We start from the raw sequence: 19,161 nt of genomic DNA, 5'->3' as shown, positions 1-19,161 counted from the left end.
GCTAACCGTCCGGCGGATGGTAGGGCTGACGGGATGGTCCCGGCCGCGGCGAGCCGGCAGAGTCGTCACCTGTGAGCGTTGACGTGGAGACCGTGGGAGGGCGCCGGCCGCAGGCCGCCGGGAGCTGGCTGGCGGGTCTGGCCGGGGCGGGGCTCGGGGTGGTGGCGGTGACCACCACCGCACAGTCGATCGACCGGTTCCACTGGTGGGCGGGCTTCGTCCTGGTACCCGGGGCGTTGATCGCGGCCTCCGGTGTGCCGCTGCTGGTCCGCGGCGGCGGGCGCGGCTTCGTCGGATACCTGCTGGCCTGCGTCGGTGGGCTCGTCTTCACCGTCGGGGCGCTGCTGATGCTCGGGGTGATGGGCAGGGGTTGGCCGTTCATGATCACGCTGCCGGCGCTGGCGGTGGCCGGCACCTATCTCTGGCGATCGCCGGATCCGCTGCCCCGGGCCTTCCACCGCACGGTCGCGCTGCTGGCGCTGGACGCCGCCGCGCTCGGGGTGACCTTCCTGCTGCTCGTCAACGACGTGCTCGACTTCGGCTCGATCGGCTGGTGGGGCGGGTTCATGATGGTCGCCGGGGTGATCATCCTGGCCAACGGGATGGAACTGCTCCGGCACCGGATCGCGTACCGGGCCCAGGCGGTCACCCTGGCGGTCGGCCCGGCGGTGGTCGCCTTCCTGCTGGGGCTGCGTTTCCTGCGCGACTGGCCGTTCTGAACCCCGCCCGGCGACGCTAGTGCGTTGTCCATGAACGTTCACCGGATCGGCGACACACCGGGACATGTCCGTCGGTAGTCGTCTTCGAAGCCTCACTCTCAACGGCGGTGATATTGGCTGTTGAGAGTGAGGTGACGGCTTGGCTGAGCCGGTCAGGGCACGGCGGCTGACGCAGGAAGAGGGCCGCAAGCTGCAACAACTGGTCCGCCGGGGTAAGCATGATTCGGTCCGGGTGCGCCGGGCGCTGATCATCATGGCGTCGGCGTCCGGGACACCGGTGCCGGCGATCGCGAACCTGATCGCCGGGCACGAGGACACCGTCCGTGACGTGATCCACGCGTTCAACGAGATCGGTCTTCGCGCACTGGACCCTCAGTGGGCGGGAGGCCGTCCCCGCCTGATCAGTGACGACGACATCGCGTTCATCGTCGCGACGGCCAAGGCCCGCCCGAGCACGCTCGGGCGGCCCTTCACCTGCTGGAGCCTGCGCAAACTCGCCGACTACCTCGCCACCGACGCTGCCCGGACCGTGAACGTAGGCAGGGAACGGCTGCGGCAGATCCTGCGCCGTAACGAGGTCAGCTGGCAGCGGACCCGCACCTGGAAGGAATCCAAGGACCCGGACTTCGATGCCAAACTCGACCGGATCGAGGAAGTGACCACCAGGTTCCCGAACCGGTGTTTCGCCTTCGACCAGTTCGGGCCGCTGTCGATCCGCCCGCACCACGGCCGCGGCTGGGCACGGCGGTCGCATCCGGACCGGCTGCCGGCGACCTACCACCGCACGCACGGCATCCGCTACTTCCACGGCTGTTACAGCCTCGGCGACGACCAGCTCTGGGGTGTGAACCGGCGACGCAAAGGCGCCGATCACACCCTGTCCGCGCTGAAATCGATCCGCAGGACGCGGCCGGACGGCGCACCGATCTACGTCATCCTGGACAACCTGTCGGCGAACAAGACCCCGACGATCCGGGCCTGGGCGGCCCGGAACAAGGTCGAGCTGTGTCTCACGCCGACCAGCGCGTCCTGGGCCAACCCGATCGAGGCGCAGTTCGGACCGCTGCGCACGTTCACCATGGCGAACTCGAACCACCCCAACCACACCGTCCTGACCCGCAAGCTGCAGCAATACCTGCGCTGGCGCAACGCCAACGCCCGCCACCCCGACGTCCTCGCCGCCCAACGCCGCGAACGAGCCCGCGTCCGCAGCGAACGACAACACCGCTGGGGACGGCCCCGGCTCAAGGCCGCCTGACCCACTCAGACCCGGCAAACGTTCATGGACAACGCACTAGCGGGGGAGCCGCCAGGTGAGGCCGTGTCCGTACGGGTAGCGGTCCGTCGCCGGGTCGGCCGGATCGGGTACGCCGACCGGAAGCCTGCCGCGCGGTGCCACCTCGCCGGTGAGTACCCGGGCCAGCGCCTCCATCGACGCCTTCGTGTAGGCGAAGGTGGCGAGCTGGGTCGGCACGTCGTCGAAGTGCCCGAGGTCGTACGCGTCCCGGACGGCGACCACCAGCACCGGCCGGCCGGTGGCGGCGAGCGCGTGCACCAGTTTCTGCTGCCGGGCGTTCGGGTCGGTGACCGTGGTGTCGAAGGCCTTCTGGGTCAGCACCACGGTCAGGTCGCTGGCCTCGGCCGCCGCCACCGCCTCGGCGATCTTCGCGTCGTTGGGCAGCCCGGTCGGCAGTGCGGTGCTGCGGTTGCCCCGGGCGGCCAGCGCGGCGGCGAGGGCGCCGACGTTGTCGAAGGCGCTGGAGTTCCAGCCGGTGACCAGGACCGACCGGTCGGCGCGGGGCAGCGGCAGCAGCCTGGCGTCGTTGCGCAGCGCGGTGACGGTGCGGTCGGTGATCTCCCGGAGTGCGGCCTGGTGGGCGGGCTGCCCGACGGTCCGCTCGGCGGCGGCCGGGTCGACCGTTGGCACGCCGTCAAGGAGGCCCCGGCGCTGCTTGAGGGTGAGGATCCGGCGCACCGACTGGTCGATCCGGGCCTCGGGAAGCTCGCCGGAGGCGACGGCGGCCAGCACGGAGGTGACCGCGAGATCCAGGTCCGGCGGCATGAGCAGCAGGTCGGCGCCGGCCTTGAGGGCGAGCACCGGTACGCGTTCGTCGCCGTACTTCTGGCGTACCCCGGCCATGCCGAGCGAGTCGGTCACCACCACGCCCCGGAAACCGAGCTGCTCGCGGAGCAGTCCGGTGAGGATCGGCGCGGAGAGCGTGGCGGGATCGCCGGAGGGGTCCAGCGACGGTACGACGATGTGCGCCGTCATGACCGTGTCCACCCCGGCGGCGACGGCGGCCCGGAACGGCGGCGCGTCGAGCCGCTGCCACTCGGCGCGGGTGTGCTCGATCACGGGCAGCGCGGTGTGGCTGTCGTCGTGGGTGTCGCCGTGCCCGGGGAAGTGCTTCGCCGCGACGCTCACCCCGGCGCCCTGCTGGAAGCCGACCACCTGCGCGGCGGTCATCCCGGCCACCAGCAACGGGTCGGAGCCGAAGGAGCGTACCCCGATCACCGGGTTGGCCGGGTTGACGTTGACGTCGGCCGACGGTGCCCAGGCCTGCCGGATGCCGACCGCCCGCAGCTCCCGCCCGGTGATCCGGGCCGCCGTGTACGCGTCGACCAGGCTCCGCCCGGCGCCCAGCGCCATGTTGCCGGGGAAGAGGGTGGCCGGTGCCGGCATCCGCTGCACGACGCCGTGTTCCTGGTCGGTGGAGATGAGTAGCGGGATGCGGGGGCCGCTGGCGGCGGCGCTCGCCTGTAGCCCGTTGGAGAGGGTGGCGATCTGCCGGACCGAGTCGAGGTTGTGCGACCAGGTGAAGTAGATGACCCCGCCGAGGTGGTACTTGGCGACCACCTCGGCCCCGGTGTCGACGCCGTACGCCTGGCGGTTGGCGGCGGCGTCGGACGCGCTCGGCGCGGTGGCGGACCCGCCGTAGACGTAGGTGGCGAAGAGCTGGCCGACCTTTTCCGGCAGGCTCATCCGGGCGACCAGTCGATCCACCGTGGCTGTGTTGGCCCACGACGCCGGGGGGATCGCCGCCTGCGGCGGTGCGGCCTGGGCGGGCGTGCCGGCGCCACCGGCGCCACCGGCGACGAGTAGGGCGGTCGCGACGGTCGAGGCCAGTAGCCGGGCTCGCATGGCGCCTCCATGGATCGATTCGTCTACATAAGCTAGTGGCCCCGCACGGTGCGAGGCAAGAAACTTCCCTGTTATTGCCAGAGGCGAAGGAAAGCTTCATGCTTGTCGGTACCTGGCATCGATGCGGGGAGGTGTGCCGATGCGTCGGCGGAGGATCGGCCCGATCGGGCTCGGCGGTGGCGCCCCGGAGCGTGGGGCGGCGGGGAGCCCGACCGGCGTGCCCGCGCTGGCCACGACGCTGCTGCTGGCCACGACGCTGCTGCTGGCCACGACGCTGCTGCTGGCGCCGGCGCTCGTCGCGCCGTCCCCGGCCACCGCCGGTCCGAAGGTCGGGCAGGCGCTGGCGGGCCCGAAGGTCGGGCAGGCGCTGGCGGGCCCGAAGGTCGGGCAGGCGCTGGCGGGCCCGAAGGTCGGGCGGGCGTCGACCAGGCCGAGGGTGGGTCAGCCGGTGTCGGCTGCTCGGGAGGTGGCGGGTCGGCAGTCCGGGCCGCCGACCGTCGACCCGGAGGACGTCCGCTTCACCCGGCACATCCTGCGGAGCGGCCGGCCCCAGCAGGTCGGCCTGCTACCCGAGTATGTCGATCGACTGCGCGCCGACGCCGAGGCGTACCTCGCGCCAACCCCGGACCACCCGAGCTTTCCGACGTACGCCGGTGCGGTGCTGCTCGCCGCCAAGGACGGCGTGGTGGTCGCGCACGAGGCCGTCGGCACGGCGGTCAGGTACGCGTCCGTGGGCCCGACGCCGGAGCGGGTCGGCGTCGAGCTGCCGGCCGACCAGCAGATTCCGATGCGCAAGGACACCATCTTCGACCTCGCCTCGATCTCCAAGCTCTTCACCACGGTGGTGGCGCTGCGCCAGGTCGAGCGCGGCGCCGTCGACCTCGACGCACCGGTCGCCGACTACCTGCCCGAGTTCGCCGCCGGTGGCAAGGAGGCGGTGACGGTACGGATGCTGCTCACCCACACCGGTGGGCTGCCCGCCTTCGCGCCACTGTGGAGCAGCTATCCGACCCCGGAGGAGCGGGAGGCGGCGGCCCTGGCCACCCCGTTCGCCTCCGGTGCCAGCCCCGGCAACCAGTATGTCTACTCCGACCTGGGGCTGATCGCGCTCGGCGTACTCGTGGAGCGGGTGACCGGCCGCCCGCTGGAGCAGCTCGTCGCCGCCGAGGTGACCGGGCCGCTGCGGATGCGCGACACCGGCTACAACCCGGCGGCGGCGCTGCGGCATCGGATCGCCGCCACCGAATACCAGCCGTACGCCGACCGGGGCATGGTCTGGGGCGAGGTGCACGACGAGAACGCCTGGTCCCTCGGTGGGGTGGCCGGGCACGCCGGCCTCTTCTCCACCGCCGCCGACCTGGCCATCTTCTGCCAGATGCTGCTGAACGGCGGCGAATACCGGGGCGCCCGGATCCTCCGCGAGTCGACCGTGCGGGACATGCTTGTCAACTACAACGCCGGTTTGGAGGCCCGCTATCCGGAGAGCGACCGAGGGCTGGGCCTGGAGCTGAACAAGCACTGGTACATGGGCGGGCTCGCCTCGCCGGTCACCTTCGGGCACACCGGTTTCACCGGCACCTCGATCGTGATCGACCCGCTGTCGCACACCTTCCTGGTCCTGCTGACCAACCGGGTGCACCCGGACCGGAACTGGGGCAGCAACAACGTGGCCCGGCGGGCGCTCGCCGCCGACCTGGCGAACGCGATCCCGGTCCGGCCGCCGTTGGGCGGCACCGCCTGGCGCGCGGACGACCGCGACGGCGGCGGCGTCACCCTCACCGCGCCACTGCGCCGCGCCGCCGGCCGCACGGCGGTTGCCAGCTTCCACCTCTGGTACGACACCGAGCCGCGCTACGACGTGCTGCACTTCCAGACCTCGGCCGACGGCGGCGAGACCTGGGCGCCGGTCGACGTGACCCTGCTCGGGCCGGGCGGGCGGTGGACCGCCGAGGGTTCGGTCACCGGCTACGGGGGCCGGCGCTGGTGGCAGGCGCTCGCCGAGCTGCCGGCCGGCGCCACCGACCTGCGCTGGAGCTACGCCACCGACGTCAGCTCCCGGGGCCGGGGCGTCTACGTCGACAATCTGCTGGTGGTCGGCACCAACGGCCTGCTCTTCTCCGGCGAGGGCACCGACGCGGCCCGGTTCACCGCCGTCGGCTGGACCACGTCGAGGCGTTGATCGGAAGGGCGTTGCTATCGGAAATCGAACTCACCGTCCTTGGCGCCGGCCAGGAAGGCGTCCCACTCGGCGCGGGCGTAGACGATCACCGGCCCGTCCGGGTGATGACTGTGCCGCACCGCGACCCGCCCCGACCCATCCACCAGCGGCCCCGCCTCCACGCAACTGGTCGCGGAGGCGTCACTCTTCGAGCTGATGTGCCAGGCGGCCTTGATGGTGCTCATGCCCACTCCTCCGCGACCGCCGCGATCAGCTCCGCCGACTCGCCCGGCGACAGGGCGGCCTCCCGAAGCCGATGGTAGGCGGTTATGAATCGCTTGCTCTTGGGCGACTCGAAGTAGAACCGGCCTCCGACATTTTCCAGGTAGCCGACCGACGGATGCGGCTCGGGTAACTGGAGCACCATGAACTGGCCCCAGGCACCCTCCGGTCGCACAGCCGTCGGCGGTAGGACGCGGATCTCGACGTTTCGTTCACCGCCTGCCTTGACGAGGGCTGCGAGCTGGCGGCGCATGACCGTGGGGCCGCCGATCGGGTGACGTAGGGCGGACTCGTCAATGACGGCGGAGAGCCGCGCCGGCTTCGCCCGGCTGAGGATCTGCTGCCGGGTCATTCTCCGTTCGACCCACCGGTCGACCGGGTCATCGGAAGCGTCATACAGTCGCATCACCGCTGCGGCGTAGTCCCTGCTCTGGAGCAGGCCGGGGAGGATCTGGGTGACATACGTGCAGATCAGCTCGGCGCGTTCTTCGAGCCAGGTCAGGTTGACACCGGAGCTGTCGTAGATCGAGCCGGTGAAGTCGGTGTCGAAGATATCGACCCGCCAAGCCTCCTCCTGCTCGCGGAGCAGCCGGGCGCGCTTGTCCGGATCCCACACCTGATAGCAGTCGAGCAGACCGAGGACGATGTCGCGTTTGAAGGGCCACTCGGAGCGTTCGCAGCGGGCCAGGTAGGAGCGGTCGTACCCGAGGTAGGCCGCCGCCTCCTCGAGGGTGAGCCCGCGTTGCTGGCGCAGCTCGCGGAGCTGGTGGGCGAGCCACTGTTGGCGGAGGGTCGGGTGCGCGGGCTCGCGGGCGGGACGGGACACGGGTCACCTCTCGAAAGGACTCGGGGAGTCATTGCTCCAAGTCGACGGCCTGGTGGAGCGTGGCCGTGGAGGGAGCTTCCAGGTGGTGACGAAGGGCTCTGTCCCGACGTGGGCCTCAAAGGGTGGTCCGCACCCGTAACCGGCTTACACACAGATCTATCACAAACCACCCATCACACACGACCCCGGGCCGGACAGTTCCAGGATCTTGGAAATCTGTGGTTCGGGGCGCGCCATAACTTACCGAAGATCTTGGGGAATCCGGGGTTGTCCACAGGTGGAGGGGTGTGGGATTGCTTGGGGAGGGTGGGCTGGGCAGGGTGGGTGGGGTGGTGGTGTGGGGGAGGACTCCGGTTGGTGTGGTCGGGTTGGGCGGATTGCCCGGCGACGGGGCGGCCGAGCTCGACTGGCTGGCTTTCGAGCAGGCCGGCGTGCTGACCGGCCGGCAGGCGACGGAGCTGCTGAGCCGGGGGACGGTTCGGGGGCTGGTCAGCTCGGGCCGATGGCGTTCGATCAGCCGCAACGTGTTGCTGACCGGCAACGGCCGACTCACCCGCGACCAGCAGTTGTGGGTGGCGGTGCTCGCCGCCGGCAGCGGTGCCGTACTCGCCGGGGCCACCGCCGCCACCGAAGCCGGCGTACGAGGACTCCGTCGGGAGCCACTGCACGTGCTCATCCCGGCTGCCCGGAAGGCGCCCGACATCCTGCGCCGGCTACCGCTGGACATGCCGGCCGTGCTGGTGCACCGCACCACGACCCTGCCCGAGTCGCACCTGCAGGTCGGCCGGCCGATGCGTACGACGGTGGCGCGGGCCCTGGCCGACGGGGCGGGCTGGGCGCGCTCGGACGACGAGGCGCGGACCATCCTTGCCGCCGGCTGCCAGCAGCGGCGTACGACGGCCGAGGAGATCCGTGCGGTGGTGACCGAGCTGCCGAGACTGCGACGCCGGCTCCTGCTCCTGCGCACCCTCGACGACATCTCCGGCGGTGCCCAGGCGCTCTCGGAGCTCGACTTCGTGGCGCTCTGCCGCAGGTTCCGGCTGCCTCCTCCGGACCTCCAGCAACGGCGGGTCGATGCCAGCGGACGCGTCCGCTATCTGGACGCGTACTGGCGGCAGTGGCGGCTGCACGTCGAGGTCGACGGCGCGCACCACATGGATGCCCGGCACTGGGAGGCCGACCTGCGCCGGCAGAACGACATCTGGATCGCCGGGGACCGAATCCTGCGCTTCACCGCCTCGGCGGTGCGCGGCCGGCCGGCCGAGGTGGCCGGCCAACTGCGGGCCGGACTCGTTGCCGCCGGCTGGCGGGCAGACCAGCGCTGATGCAGCGGCCAGCGCTGATGCAGCGGCCAGCGCTGATGCGGCGATCAGCGCTGACGCGTGGCGAGCTAGCAGCCGACCGTCCGGGTGTAGTTCTTCGTGCCGAAATAGAGGGCCAGGTTGCCGTTGAACCGGGCCTTGACGGCGCTGCCGTTGTGCCGCTGCTCGTAGTGCAGGTGTGGCCCGGTCGAGCCGCCGGAGGTGCCGACGTAGCCGATGGTCTTGCCGTAGCCGACGCTGGCCCCGACCGAGGTGTTGAAGCCGCTCAGGTGGGCGTAGTAGGTGGTGTAGCCGTTGCCGTGGTTGATCCGGACGTACCTGCCGTAGCTGGTGTCGCCGAGGTTGGCGACCACGTCGACCGTGCCGGGGGCGCTGGCCTTGACCGGGTCGCCCTGGTCGTTGGCCCGGTTGAAGTCGATGGCGTACTGCGGGCTGTGGTTGGTCCGGGTCTGGCCGGACCAGGTCTGGTTGCAGGGGAACGGCACCCGGAAGGTGGGCGCGGCGGCGGCCGGTGAGGCCGGGACCAGGACCGTGGCCGCCAGCATCACGCCGACCGTGCCGAGAGTTGCCACGCGGAAACGCATCCGACCTCCCAGGGTGAAACTTCTGAACACCTGGAGAGACGATCTCAGAAGATTTCCGCCAGGGGAAGTCTCCTGGCCCGTGCACCGCCCCCGCCGCGATCAGAAGGCGCAGGCGATGACGAGCTCCGGGGTACGGTCGGGAAGGAGGTCGAGCTTGCCGATCCGGCCCGCCGCCTTCAGGTCACCCGCGATCGTGGCGAGCTGCTCCAGCATCGCCGCCGGGCCGAGCGCCTCGGCCAGCGGCACCTCCGTGCGCATCGACAGCTTTCGCTCCGACTTCGCCCGGCGCACCTGGGTCAGCGCGGCGCCGGCCAGCTCCAGCAACGCCGGGTCACCCTCGGCGGCGACCCGCTTGATCTCGTACGTCGTCGGCCAGGGCGCGCGGTGCACCGAGCCGTACCGCCACCACGACCAGACCTCCTCGGTGACGTACGGCAGGACCGGGGCGAAGAGCCGCAACTGCACCGAGAGGGCGGCGGCGAGCGCGGCACGGGCCGACTCGGCCCCCGGACCCTCGCCGTAGGCACGCTCCTTCACCAACTCGATGTAGTCGTCGCAGAAGCGCCAGAAGAACGCCTCGGTGACCTGCAACGCCTCGGTGTGGTCGTACCGCTCGAAGGCGGCGGTGGCGTCGGCGACCACGCCGCACAGGGCCGCGAGCATCGACCGGTCCAGCGGCTCGCCGGCCGGCGCACGCAGGGCGTCGCCGGCGCCGAGACCGAGCGCGAACCTGGAGGCGTTGAGCAGCTTGGTGGCGAGCCGGCGGCCGACCCGGATCTGACCTGGATCGAACGCCAGGTCGGTGCCGGGCCGCCCGTTCGCCGCCCAGTAGCGGACCGCGTCCGGACCGTGCTCCTCCAGCAGCGCCATCGGGGTCTGCACGTTTCCCCTGGACTTCGACATCTTCTTGCGGTCGGGGTCGAGGATCCAGCCGGAGAGCACCGCGTCGCGCCAGGGCAGCACCCCGGCCTCCAGGTGCGCGCGCACCACCGTGGAGAACAACCAGGTACGGATGATCTCCTGCCCCTGCGGTCGCAGGTCCATCGGGAAGACCCGGGCGTAGAGGTCGGGGTCGTCGAGCCAGCCGCCGACGATCTGCGGGGTGAGCGACGAGGTGGCCCAGGTGTCCATCACGTCCGGGTCGGCGGTGAACCCGCCCGGCCTGCCGCGCTGCGCCTCGGTGTAACCGGGCGGCACGTCGGTGCTGGGGTCGACGGGAAGCGCCGACTCGTCGGGCGTGAGAGGCTGGGCGTGGTCCGGCTCGCCAGTGTCGTCGAGCCGGTACCAGACCGGGAACGGCACCCCGAAATAGCGCTGCCGGCTGATCAGCCAGTCGCCGGTCAGCCCGCCCACCCAGTGTTCGTAGCGGTGCCGCATGTGCGCCGGCACCCAGTTCAGCTCGCGACCCCGGTCGAGCAGGGCGGCCCGCAGCTCGACGTCCCGGCCGCCGTTGCGCAGATACCACTGCCGGGTCGAGATGATCTCCAGCGGGCTGTCGCCCTTCTCGTAGAACTTCACCGGGTGGGTCACCGGCGTCGGCTCGCCGAGCAGGTCACCGGAGGCCGTCAGCAGCTCCACGATCCGCCGCCGAGCCGCATTGACCCGCAGGTCGGCGAGTTCGGCGTACGGGGCCGGGGCGACCCCGGGCGGTGGCTCGGGGAGCAGCCGACCGTCCCGGCCGATCACCACCCGGGCCGGCAGCCGCAGCTCCCGCCACCAGGTCACGTCGGCCAGGTCACCGAAGGTGCAGGTCATCACGAGCCCGGTGCCCTTGGCCGGGTCGGCCAGCGGGTGGGCGTAGACGGTCACCTCGGTGCCGAAGAGCGGGGTGCGGACCGTGCCGCCGACCAGGTCGGCGTAGCGCGCGTCGTCGGGGTGGCAGACCAGCGCCACGCAGGCCGGCAGCAGCTCGGGCCGGGTGGTCTCGATCCGCACGTACCGGTCGTCGCGGCCCGGCCCCGGGCCGACCGGGGTGCCGGCGCTGCCCGGCCCGGAGGCCAGCACCTCGAAGCGGAGCCGGTGGTAGGCACCCGGCCGCTCCCGGTCCTCCAGCTCCGCCTGGGCCACCGCCGTGCCGAAGCCGACGTCCCAGAGCGCCGGCGCCTCGGCGCTGTACGCCTCACCCCGGGCCAGGTTGCGCAGGAAGGCCCGCTGCGCGGTGGCCCGGGCGGTCCGGCCGATGGTGGTGTACGTCAACGACCAGTCCACCGAGAGCCCGAGCCGCCGCCACAGCCCCTCGTAGACCTGCTCGTCCTCGGCGGTCAGCGAGGCGCAGAGCTCCACGAAGTTGCGCCGCGAGATCGAGACGGGCTGCCGGCGGGCCGCCTCGTCGACCGGCCGCTGCGGCGGCTGCCACCGGGGGTCGTACGGCAGGCTCGGGTCGCAGGCGACCCCGTAGACGTTCTGCACCCGGCGCTCGGTCGGCAGCCCGTTGTCGTCCCAGCCCATCGGATAGAAGACGGTCCGGCCGCGCATCCGCTGGAACCGGGCCACGGTGTCGGTGTGGGTGTACGAGAAGACGTGCCCCATGTGCAGTTCACCGGATACGGTCGGCGGCGGGGTGTCGATCGCGTACACGTCCGACCGGTTCTTCGTCCGGTCGAAGGCGTACGTCCCCTCCTCCTGCCAGCGTCCGGCCCACTTCTCGGCCAGCCCGTCCAGGCTCGGCCGCTCGGGGATCCCGGCGCGCTGGTACCGCTCGGTATCCGTCATTGGCCGATGGTACGCCGGGCGGGCCGCCCGGCCGCCGGGTTTCCGGGGCGGTGGACCGGCCACGCAGACTGGGTGGGTGGATGTCGTGATCAGCGATGCGCTGGCCCGCAACGCGGTGCAGGTGTGGGGGGCGGCCGGCGCCCGCTGGCTCGCCGAGCTGCCCCGGGCGCTCGCGGAGCTCGCCGCCGACTGGGAGCTGACCGTCGGCGAGCAGTACGAGCTGTCGTACCACTTCGTCGTCGCGGTGACCGGTGCCGACGGCCGGCCGGCGGTGCTGAAGCTGGGGGTGCCGAGTGGGGAGTCGCTGCGTACCGAGGCGGCGGCGCTGGCCGCGTTCGCCGGCCAGGGCGCCGTACGCCTGCTCCGCGCCGACCTGGATCGCGGTGCCCTGCTGCTGGAGCGGGCCGAGCCGGGCGGCCGGCTGCGGGACCTGGTGCCCGGCCGGGACGACGAGGCGACCGCCGTGGCGGCGCGGGTGCTACGGCGGCTCGCTGTGCCCCCGCCACCGGACTGCCCGCTTCCCGACCTGGTCGGCTACGCCGTGGGCTTCGACGGGTATCTGGCGGCGCACGGTGACGGCGGGCCGCTGCCGGCCGACCTCGTACGCCGGGCCGGCGGCCTGATGCGTGAACTCTGCGCCTCGGCACCCGGGCGGGTGGTGCTGCACGGCGACCTGCACCACGACAACATCCTGTGTGCGGAGCGCGAGCCGTGGCTGGCGATCGACCCGCACGGGGTGGTCGGCGATCCGGGGTTCGAGATCGGTGCGCTGCTCTACAACCCGGAGCCGGAGGACCGGGATCCGGCGCTGACCGCGCTGGTCCCGGCGCGGGTCGAGCAGCTCGCCGACCTGCTGGCGATGCCGATCGACCGGGTCGTCGGCTGGGGCTTCGTGATGGCGGTGCTCTCGGACGTCTGGACGGCGGAGGACTGGACCCCGGGCGCCCGGTCACCGGCGAGCCGTGCCCTGGACGTCGCCCGCCTGCTGCTGCCTCGGCTGGGCTGACGGTCCTGGCGGCTCGGTGCTGGGTGCCAGGAGACCACGCTCGGGACTCAGGGCTGGACGGGCTCGCCGTGCCGGCTCCGGCGGGCAGGGTCGGTGGTGCCCTGAAGTTCGGTGGTGCCCTGAAGTTCGGTGGTGCCCTGGAGTTCGGTGGTGCCCTGGAGCAGGGAGTCGCACCACTGCCGGTGCAGGGTCGCGTAGCGGCCACCCCGGGCGACGAGCAGCTCCGGCGGCCCGTCTTCGACCACCCGGCCGCCGTCGAGCACCAGCACCCGGTCGGCGATCTCCACGGTGGAGAGCCGGTGCGCGATGACGATCGCGGTCCGGTCGGCCAGGATGGTCCGCAGTGCCCGCTGCACCAGCCGCTCGCTCGGGATGTCCAGCGACGAGGTGGCCTCGTCGAGGATCAGCACCGCCGGGTCGGCCAGGAATGCGCGGGCGAAGGCGACGAGCTGCCGCTGCCCGGCGGAGAGCCGCCCCCCGCGCCGGTGTACGTCGGTCGCGTAGCCGGCGGGCAGCGCGGCGATGAAGTCGTGCGCCCCGATCGCCTGCGCCGCAGCCATCACGGCGGCGTCGTCCGCGTCCGGCCGGCCGAACCGGATGTTCTCCGCCACCGAGCCGGTGAAGAGGTGGTTCTCCTGGGTGACCATGACGACCGCGCGACGCAGTTCGGCGTCGGCGATGTCGCGTAGGTCGACGCCGTCGAGGGCGACGGTGCCCCGGGTCGGGTCGTAGAACCGGGCCACCAGCTTCGCCACCGTCGACTTGCCGGCCCCGGTCGCGCCGACCAGCGCCACGGTCTGGCCGGCCGGGATCGACAGGGTCAGCTCCGGCAGCACGGGGGTGCCGGAGCGGTAGCCGAAGGCCACCGCCCGCAGGTCGACGGCGCCTCGGACCGGGCCGGCCGGCAGCGTCCGGGGTCGGACCGGTTCCGGTACCCCCGGACGCTCGTCGAGCACCCCGGCCAGCTTCTCGAGCGCCGCGGTGGCGGACTGGAGTGCGTTGTAGAACTGGCTCAGCTCCTGCATCGGCTCGAAGAAGCGGCGCAGGTAGAGCAGGAACGCGGCGAGTACGCCGATCTCGGCGTGCCCGTCCAGCACGCGCATCCCGCCGTAGGCCAGCACCACCGCGATGGTGACGTTGCCGATCACCTTGATGCCCGGGGAGTAGGTGGAGATCAGCCGGAACGCCCGCAGGTTGGCCCGCCGGTGGTCGTCGTTGAGGGCGGTGAAGATCTGCTGGTTGCGCGGCTCGCGGCGGAACGCCTGTACGGCCCGGATCCCGCCGAGCGACTCGACGAAGTGGATGATCAGCACTGCGACGGTCTCCCGGGTGCGCCGGTAGGCGTACGCGGAGGCGCGGGCGAACCAGCGGGAGAGCCAGAACAGGAACGGGAAGGCGAGCAGGGTGACGGCGGCCAGCGGCGGATCCAACCAGAGCAGTACGCCGGCCACCGAGACGATGGAGAGCACGGCGAGCACGAGGTCGTCGATGCCGCCGTCGACCAGTTCGGCTATCGAGTCCATGTCGCTGGTCAGCCGGGCCACCAGCCGGCCCGAGGTGTATCTCTCGTGGAAGCTGACCGACAGGCGTAGGAAGTGGTCGTAGACCCGGCGGCGCAGGTCGAGCAGGATGGCCTGGCCGATCCGGGTGGAGAGGGTCAGGAAGCCGCGCTTGCCGGCGTACTCGGCGGCGGCGGCGAGCGCGAATGCGGCCGCCACGGCGACCAGCGGACCGGCGTCGCCGGCCCGGAGCGGTCCGATGGCCCGGTCGATGCCGAGCATCACCAGGTACGGCCCGGCCATCCCGGCCGCGTTCTGGAGCAGCAGCAGGGCCACCGCCACACCGATCAGCCGACGGTGCGGCCGGATCAGCGAGCGGAGCAGGGCGCGGCTGCGGGAGCGCAGCCGGGCGAGCCCCTGCACGGTGCCGGTCTCGGCGGCGGTACGGTCCGCCTCCGGGTCGGCGGCGGTCCCCCGCCATCGGGCCAGATCCGGGCCGACCGTCGCGTGGTCGGGTGAGCCGCCTGCCGTCATGACCGGACGAGCCCTCGGCCGCCGGCCAGCTCGGCCGCATCCTCCGCGTCGGCCGCACCGGTGGCCGTGGCGGACTTCATGACGCCCACGGGCTCCATGACACCCACGGGCTCCATGTCCTCGGCGGGCCCGGTCTCCTCGGCCTCGGCGGCGAGGACCGACCGGTACGCGGGCACGTCGCGGAGCAGTTCGGCGTGGGTGCCGACGGCGGCGATCCGCCCGTCGGCGAGCAGCGCCACCCGGTCCGCGAGGGCGACGGTCGACGGCCGGTGCACCACCACGAGCGCGGTGGTGTCCCGGAGCACCCGGGCCAGCGCCCGTTCGACAAGCGCCTCGGTCTGCACGTCCAGCGCAGACAGCGGGTCGTCGAGCACCAGCACCCCGGGCCGGCCGAGCACCGCCCGGGCCAGCGCCAGCCGCTGCCGCTGCCCGCCGGAGAGGGAGAGGCCCTGCTCGCCGATCCGGGTGTCGAGGCCCCACGGCAGGTCGTACACGAAATCGGCCTGTGCCACGGCGAGCGCCGCGCGTACCTCGTCGTCGTCGGCGTCCGCCCGGCCGAGGGTGAGGTTTTCCCTGACGGACATCGAGAAGAGCGTGGGTTCCTCGAAGGCGACCCCGACCCGGCTCCGGAGCGAGTCGAGGCGGATGTCCCGGATATCCCGCCCGTCCAGGGTGATCCGGCCGGCGGTGACGTCGTGCAGGCGCGGCACCAGCGACAGCAGGGTGGTCTTGCCACAGCCGGTGGCGCCGACGATGGCCACCGTCTCGCCGGGCTCCACCTCGAGGTCGACCCCGCGCAGCACCGGCGGACCCTGCGGATAGCCGAAGCAGACCCCGTCGAAGCGGAGCGCACCGCTCCGGCCGGCGCTGCCGGCCGGAGTCAGGGCCACCGCGCCGGGCCGGTCGACGACCGCCGGGCGGGTGTCGAGCACCTCGAAGATGCGATCGGAGGCCGTCATCGCCTCCTGGGCGTTGGCGATGATCCAGGCGAGTGACTCGATCGGCCAGATGAGCATCAGTTGCAGGCTGACGAAGGCGACCAGTTCGCCGATGCTGAGCGAGCCCTCCGCGACGGCCACCGCGCCGGCGACCAGCACCGCGCCGAGGATCAGGTTCGGCACCAGGTCGAACTGGGCGGAGGTGCGGGCGAGCAGCCGGCCCTTGCCGGTGGCGGTGTCGTGCAGCGTACGGGTGCCGGCCGCGAACCGGCGGGTCATCTCCGGCCGCCGGCCGAACGCCCTGATGGTGCGCACGCCCTGCGCGGACTCCTCGATCAGCGTGGCCAGGTCGCCCTGCTCGTCCTGGAGCCGTCGCGCCGCGAGCAGGTACGCCCGGGTGAACCGCCGGCTCGCCAGGAAGAGCGGCACCGCGCCCGCCGCGACCAGCAGGCCGAGGCCGGGGTGCAGCACGATCAGCAGGGTCACCACCGCGAGGTAGGTGGTGACGTTGACGACGAGGAAGAGCAGACCGAAGGAGAGGAAGCGCCGGATCACCGACAGGTCGCTGGTCACCCGGGACAGCAACTGGCCGGACTGCCAGCGGTCGTGGAAGCCGATGTGCAGACGTTGCAGGTGGGCGTAGATCTCGTCCCGGATGGTGGCCTCCATCCCCACCGCCGAGGAGGACTGGGTCCACCGCCGGATGAAGATCAACGCGGCTTCGGCGAGGCCGAGCAGCAGCGCCAGCCCGCCCAACCGGAGCAGCCCGCTGGGGTCGCGGTCCGCGATCGGGCCGTCCACCGCCCGCTGCACCACCAGCGGTACGCAGATGCCCGCCCCGGTCGCCGCGAACGCCGCGAGGAGCAGCCAGACCAGTTGTCCACGGTATGGCCGGAGGTAGCGCCGGAGCCGCCAGAGGTTGCGGGGCAGCGGGTTGCGGGGCAAGGAGTTGCGGGGCAGCGTGCCGCCGGGCAGCCGGATCGGCCGCCCGGCAACGCGTCGGACGGGCCGCGACAGGCTGCGTGGCGGACGCACCCGCAACCGGGCGGCCAGTCGGAGCCCCGGGCGGTCCCGGACCGTGGGCTCGTCGTCACGATCCGGCACCATCCCCTGACGGTATCGGCAAATACCGGCGACGACTGAGTCGTGTTGTTGTCACCTGCCGCCGCCCGTCGCCCTCACCTGCCGGACCGCCGCTGACCCGCTGATCAGCACCCGTAATCGCCTGGTCAGCACCCGTAATCGCCTGATCAGTGGTCGTGGTCGCTTGGTCAGTGGTCGTGGTCGTGGCGTCGGTCCTGGTGGTGGTGACGGCGGCGTGCCGCCAGCCGCTCGGCCTGCACCCCGAGGCGCGCGGTGTCGAAGCCGGGCGGCGCCGGTGCGGCCAGTACCAGCGCGCGGAGCAGTCCGGCGTACCGATCGCCGAGCCGGGTGCGGGCCGCGTCCAGTCCGCCCGCTGGCCCCGGGGCCGGGGCGGGGGCCGGGGCGGGGGCAAGGGTGCGCGGGTGCGCGGCAGAGCCGTCCTCGACCACCCGCCGGATCCGGGCGAGGGTGTCGGCGAGTACCTGGTCGCGGGGATAGTCCCCGTCCCACTCCAGCAGCACCCCGGGTGGCCGGGCCAGCGCGCACAGCTCGGCGAGCAGCCGGTAGATCTCCTCCGACGGCGCCCGGGTGTGCGTGTCGTGCCAGATGCCGTCCCGCGAGTATCCGCCCGCCACGTGCACGTACGCCAGGGCGTCCGCCGGGAGCGCGGCCAGGGTCCTGAGCGGATCGGCCGCCTGGTTGTGCCGGTTGGTGTGCAGGTTGGCCACGTCGACGAGCAGCCGTACGCCGGTCCGGCCGACCAACTCGGCCAGGAACTCGCCTTCGGTGAGTTCGTCGTCGGGCCACCCGAACAGCGCCGCCACGTTCTCCAACGCCAGCGGTACCGGCAGCGCCGCCTGGGCGAGCCGGACGTTCGCCACCAGCACCTCCAGGCAGTCCCGGGTGCGGGGCACCGGCAGCAGGTGTTCTGCCTCGACCCCGGCCGCCCGGACCACCGCGACATGCTCGCTGACCAGCGGCGATCCCAGCATCTCGGCACAGGCGGCCAGGTGGGCGAGCCGGTCCCGCCCGGGTGGCTCCGCGCCGCCGAGGCCGAGGCCCACGCCGTGCGGCACGACGGGTACGCCCCGGGCGTGCAGCAGCCGGAGCGATTCCGGCAGCCGGGGCGGGTGCAACCGCTCGGCGATCACCTCGACGAAGTCGACCCCCGGCAGTCGCTCCACGGTGAGGTCGATCTCGGGTCGCCAGCCGATCCCGATGCCCAACATCCTCGTCGACCTCCCTGCTCCCGCCCGCACGCCAGCCTGCCCGGGTTCAGCCGCCGCAGCCGCAGCCGCCACCGCACCCGCCGCACCCGGCGCCGGTGCCACTGCCCTCGGGCGCGGGTGGGCGGAGCGCGTTCTCGATGGTGGAATCGCCGAGCGTGACCAGCCCGCCGAGCGCCACGGCGAGCGCGACCGGCACGAGGGCGCGGCGCCGCTGCGGACCACGGCGGATCTCGTCGGACCTCCGCAGCAGGGCGTCCCGGAGCGCCGGGGCGACGCGGTGGGACGGAAACTTCTCGCCACGCCAGCCGCCGCGATCACCGATCTCCTCAAGCGCCAGCCGGCCATCCAGGTAGGTGTTGATGCCGAGCCCGCCGACGACCGTACCGAGCAGGGCCGCGCCGAGGGCGGGCCACGCGTCGACCGGAAAGGAGACCACCGCCAGCAGCCACGGGAGGACGATGGCGGCGATCGACGCGGTGAGCAGCGCGGCGAGCCGCCTGCTGGTCGGCGCGACGGCGTCCTCCGGGGTCAGCATGCCGAGGCGTTCCAACCGCCGGTGGATGTCGAGCACCTCGGGCGTGTGCCGGAGCGCCGACCGCAGGTCTGACGCGGACCGCGCCGGCTGCGATCCGGTCGCGAGGCGGTCCACTATGGCCTGTTCCAGCGGCTTGGACGGGCGTGGCTCGCCGCTGACGGCGCTGACCACCCCCTCCCGGGAGATCCGTACCGACCGTCTGCGGTGCAGTGCGACGAGCGCCGTGTCGACGGCATGCCCGGAACCGCCCATCAGATAGGCCATCTCGTACGGGCCGAGATCGGCGAGGGGATCTCCGGTGGATGCCGGTCGCCACTGCCGTCGCCGGACCTGCGGCAGCCATCCGTGCAGTGCTTCCCGGGCCCGGTGCCGGGCCCAGACGACGAGGCCGGCGGGAACGATCGCTACCAGGGTGAGCAGCAGGGTCATGGTGGCTCCCGGCGAGATGGACCGACCGATCGGTCCGTGCCGGGACTCTGCTGTCTCGGGGACCGGCGCGGCGCCTGATCGGTGGACGTCAGTATATTTCGCCGTGTCACCCGCGCCACGTCACGCGTAACCCGTGACCGGGCGCGCGGGCACACCCGGTCGT

Annotated in this window: 13 protein-coding genes and 1 pseudogene; 5 read left to right on the top strand and 9 right to left on the bottom strand. The window is 72.5% G+C overall.

What is annotated here, in order from left to right; all coding sequences use genetic code 11:
• The first annotated feature begins 71 nt into the window (after positions 1-71).
• Positions 72-719 (top strand): hypothetical protein, encoded by a 648-nt coding sequence (locus ACN28C_RS00960; RefSeq protein WP_422771731.1) that lies wholly within the window; start codon positions 72-74, stop codon positions 717-719.
• 139 nt (positions 720-858) lie between these two features.
• The gene (locus ACN28C_RS00955; protein ID WP_422771730.1) at positions 859-1,977 is read left to right on the top strand and encodes an IS630 family transposase; all 1,119 of its coding nucleotides are present in this window, start codon (positions 859-861) and stop codon (positions 1,975-1,977) included.
• 36 nt (positions 1,978-2,013) lie between these two features.
• On the opposite strand, the gene ACN28C_RS00950 is transcribed toward ACN28C_RS00955, so the two are convergent.
• Positions 2,014-3,861 carry a glycoside hydrolase family 3 protein gene (locus tag ACN28C_RS00950; protein WP_422771729.1) on the bottom strand — a complete coding sequence of 616 codons (1,848 nt, stop codon included), beginning with the start codon at positions 3,859-3,861 and terminating at the stop codon, positions 2,014-2,016.
• Positions 3,862-4,000: 139 nt separating this feature from the next.
• Between ACN28C_RS00950 and ACN28C_RS00945 the strand changes: the two genes are divergently transcribed.
• Positions 4,001-6,040, top strand: coding sequence for a serine hydrolase (locus tag ACN28C_RS00945; RefSeq protein ID WP_422771728.1), 2,040 nt, complete (start codon positions 4,001-4,003; stop codon positions 6,038-6,040).
• Between the two features lie 14 nt (positions 6,041-6,054).
• On the opposite strand, the gene ACN28C_RS00940 is transcribed toward ACN28C_RS00945, so the two are convergent.
• The gene (locus ACN28C_RS00940) at positions 6,055-6,270 is read right to left on the bottom strand and encodes a DUF397 domain-containing protein (protein ID WP_422771727.1); all 216 of its coding nucleotides are present in this window, start codon (positions 6,268-6,270) and stop codon (positions 6,055-6,057) included.
• The gene (locus ACN28C_RS00935; protein ID WP_422771726.1) at positions 6,261-7,127 is read right to left on the bottom strand and encodes a helix-turn-helix domain-containing protein; all 867 of its coding nucleotides are present in this window, start codon (positions 7,125-7,127) and stop codon (positions 6,261-6,263) included. Before ACN28C_RS00935 ends, ACN28C_RS00940 begins: the two co-directional genes overlap by 10 nt.
• 287 nt (positions 7,128-7,414) lie before the next feature.
• On the opposite strand from ACN28C_RS00935, the gene ACN28C_RS00930 reads away from it, so the two are divergent.
• Positions 7,415-8,452: a hypothetical protein gene (locus tag ACN28C_RS00930; protein ID WP_422771725.1), complete on the top strand. Its 1,038-nt coding sequence runs from the start codon at positions 7,415-7,417 to the stop codon at positions 8,450-8,452.
• A 65-nt stretch (positions 8,453-8,517) separates the two neighbouring features.
• Here the strand turns inward: ACN28C_RS00930 and ACN28C_RS00925 are convergent, their stop codons facing one another.
• Together ACN28C_RS00925 and valS are read right to left on the bottom strand one after the other, a co-directional pair.
• Complete coding sequence (locus ACN28C_RS00925; RefSeq protein ID WP_422771724.1) at positions 8,518-9,033, bottom strand: M23 family metallopeptidase; 516 nt, start codon at positions 9,031-9,033, stop codon at positions 8,518-8,520.
• A gap of 99 nt (positions 9,034-9,132) precedes the next feature.
• Positions 9,133-11,745, bottom strand: coding sequence for a valine--tRNA ligase (valS, locus tag ACN28C_RS00920; protein WP_422771723.1), 2,613 nt, complete (start codon positions 11,743-11,745; stop codon positions 9,133-9,135).
• A gap of 76 nt (positions 11,746-11,821) precedes the next feature.
• Between valS and ACN28C_RS00915 the strand changes: the two genes are divergently transcribed.
• Positions 11,822-12,751 carry an aminoglycoside phosphotransferase family protein gene (locus ACN28C_RS00915; RefSeq protein WP_422771722.1) on the top strand — a complete coding sequence of 310 codons (930 nt, stop codon included), beginning with the start codon at positions 11,822-11,824 and terminating at the stop codon, positions 12,749-12,751.
• A 161-nt stretch (positions 12,752-12,912) separates the two neighbouring features.
• On the opposite strand, the pseudogene ACN28C_RS00910 reads toward ACN28C_RS00915, so the two are convergent.
• From ACN28C_RS00910 to ACN28C_RS00895, 4 genes and pseudogenes are all read right to left on the bottom strand, one after another.
• Positions 12,913-14,784, bottom strand: a pseudogene (locus ACN28C_RS00910) (ABC transporter ATP-binding protein); the annotation flags it as partial.
• Positions 14,781-16,829 (bottom strand): ABC transporter ATP-binding protein, encoded by a 2,049-nt coding sequence (locus ACN28C_RS00905; RefSeq protein ID WP_422771721.1) that lies wholly within the window; start codon positions 16,827-16,829, stop codon positions 14,781-14,783. The pseudogene ACN28C_RS00910 and the gene ACN28C_RS00905, both read right to left, overlap by 4 nt.
• A 164-nt stretch (positions 16,830-16,993) precedes the next feature.
• Entirely contained in the window at positions 16,994-18,034 is a 1,041-nt protein-coding gene (locus ACN28C_RS00900; RefSeq protein ID WP_422771720.1) for a DUF692 domain-containing protein, read from the bottom strand.
• A 46-nt stretch (positions 18,035-18,080) separates the two neighbouring features.
• Complete coding sequence (locus tag ACN28C_RS00895) at positions 18,081-18,998, bottom strand: TIGR04222 domain-containing membrane protein (RefSeq protein WP_422771719.1); 918 nt, start codon at positions 18,996-18,998, stop codon at positions 18,081-18,083.
• Between the last annotated feature and the right edge of the window lie 163 nt (positions 18,999-19,161).

It is taken from the genome of Plantactinospora sp. WMMC1484 (assembly GCF_049315195.1).
Taxonomy (GTDB): domain Bacteria; phylum Actinomycetota; class Actinomycetes; order Mycobacteriales; family Micromonosporaceae; genus Plantactinospora.
Note: the sequence above shows the minus strand (reverse complement) of the source record. Positions and strands in the feature narration are given on the sequence as shown.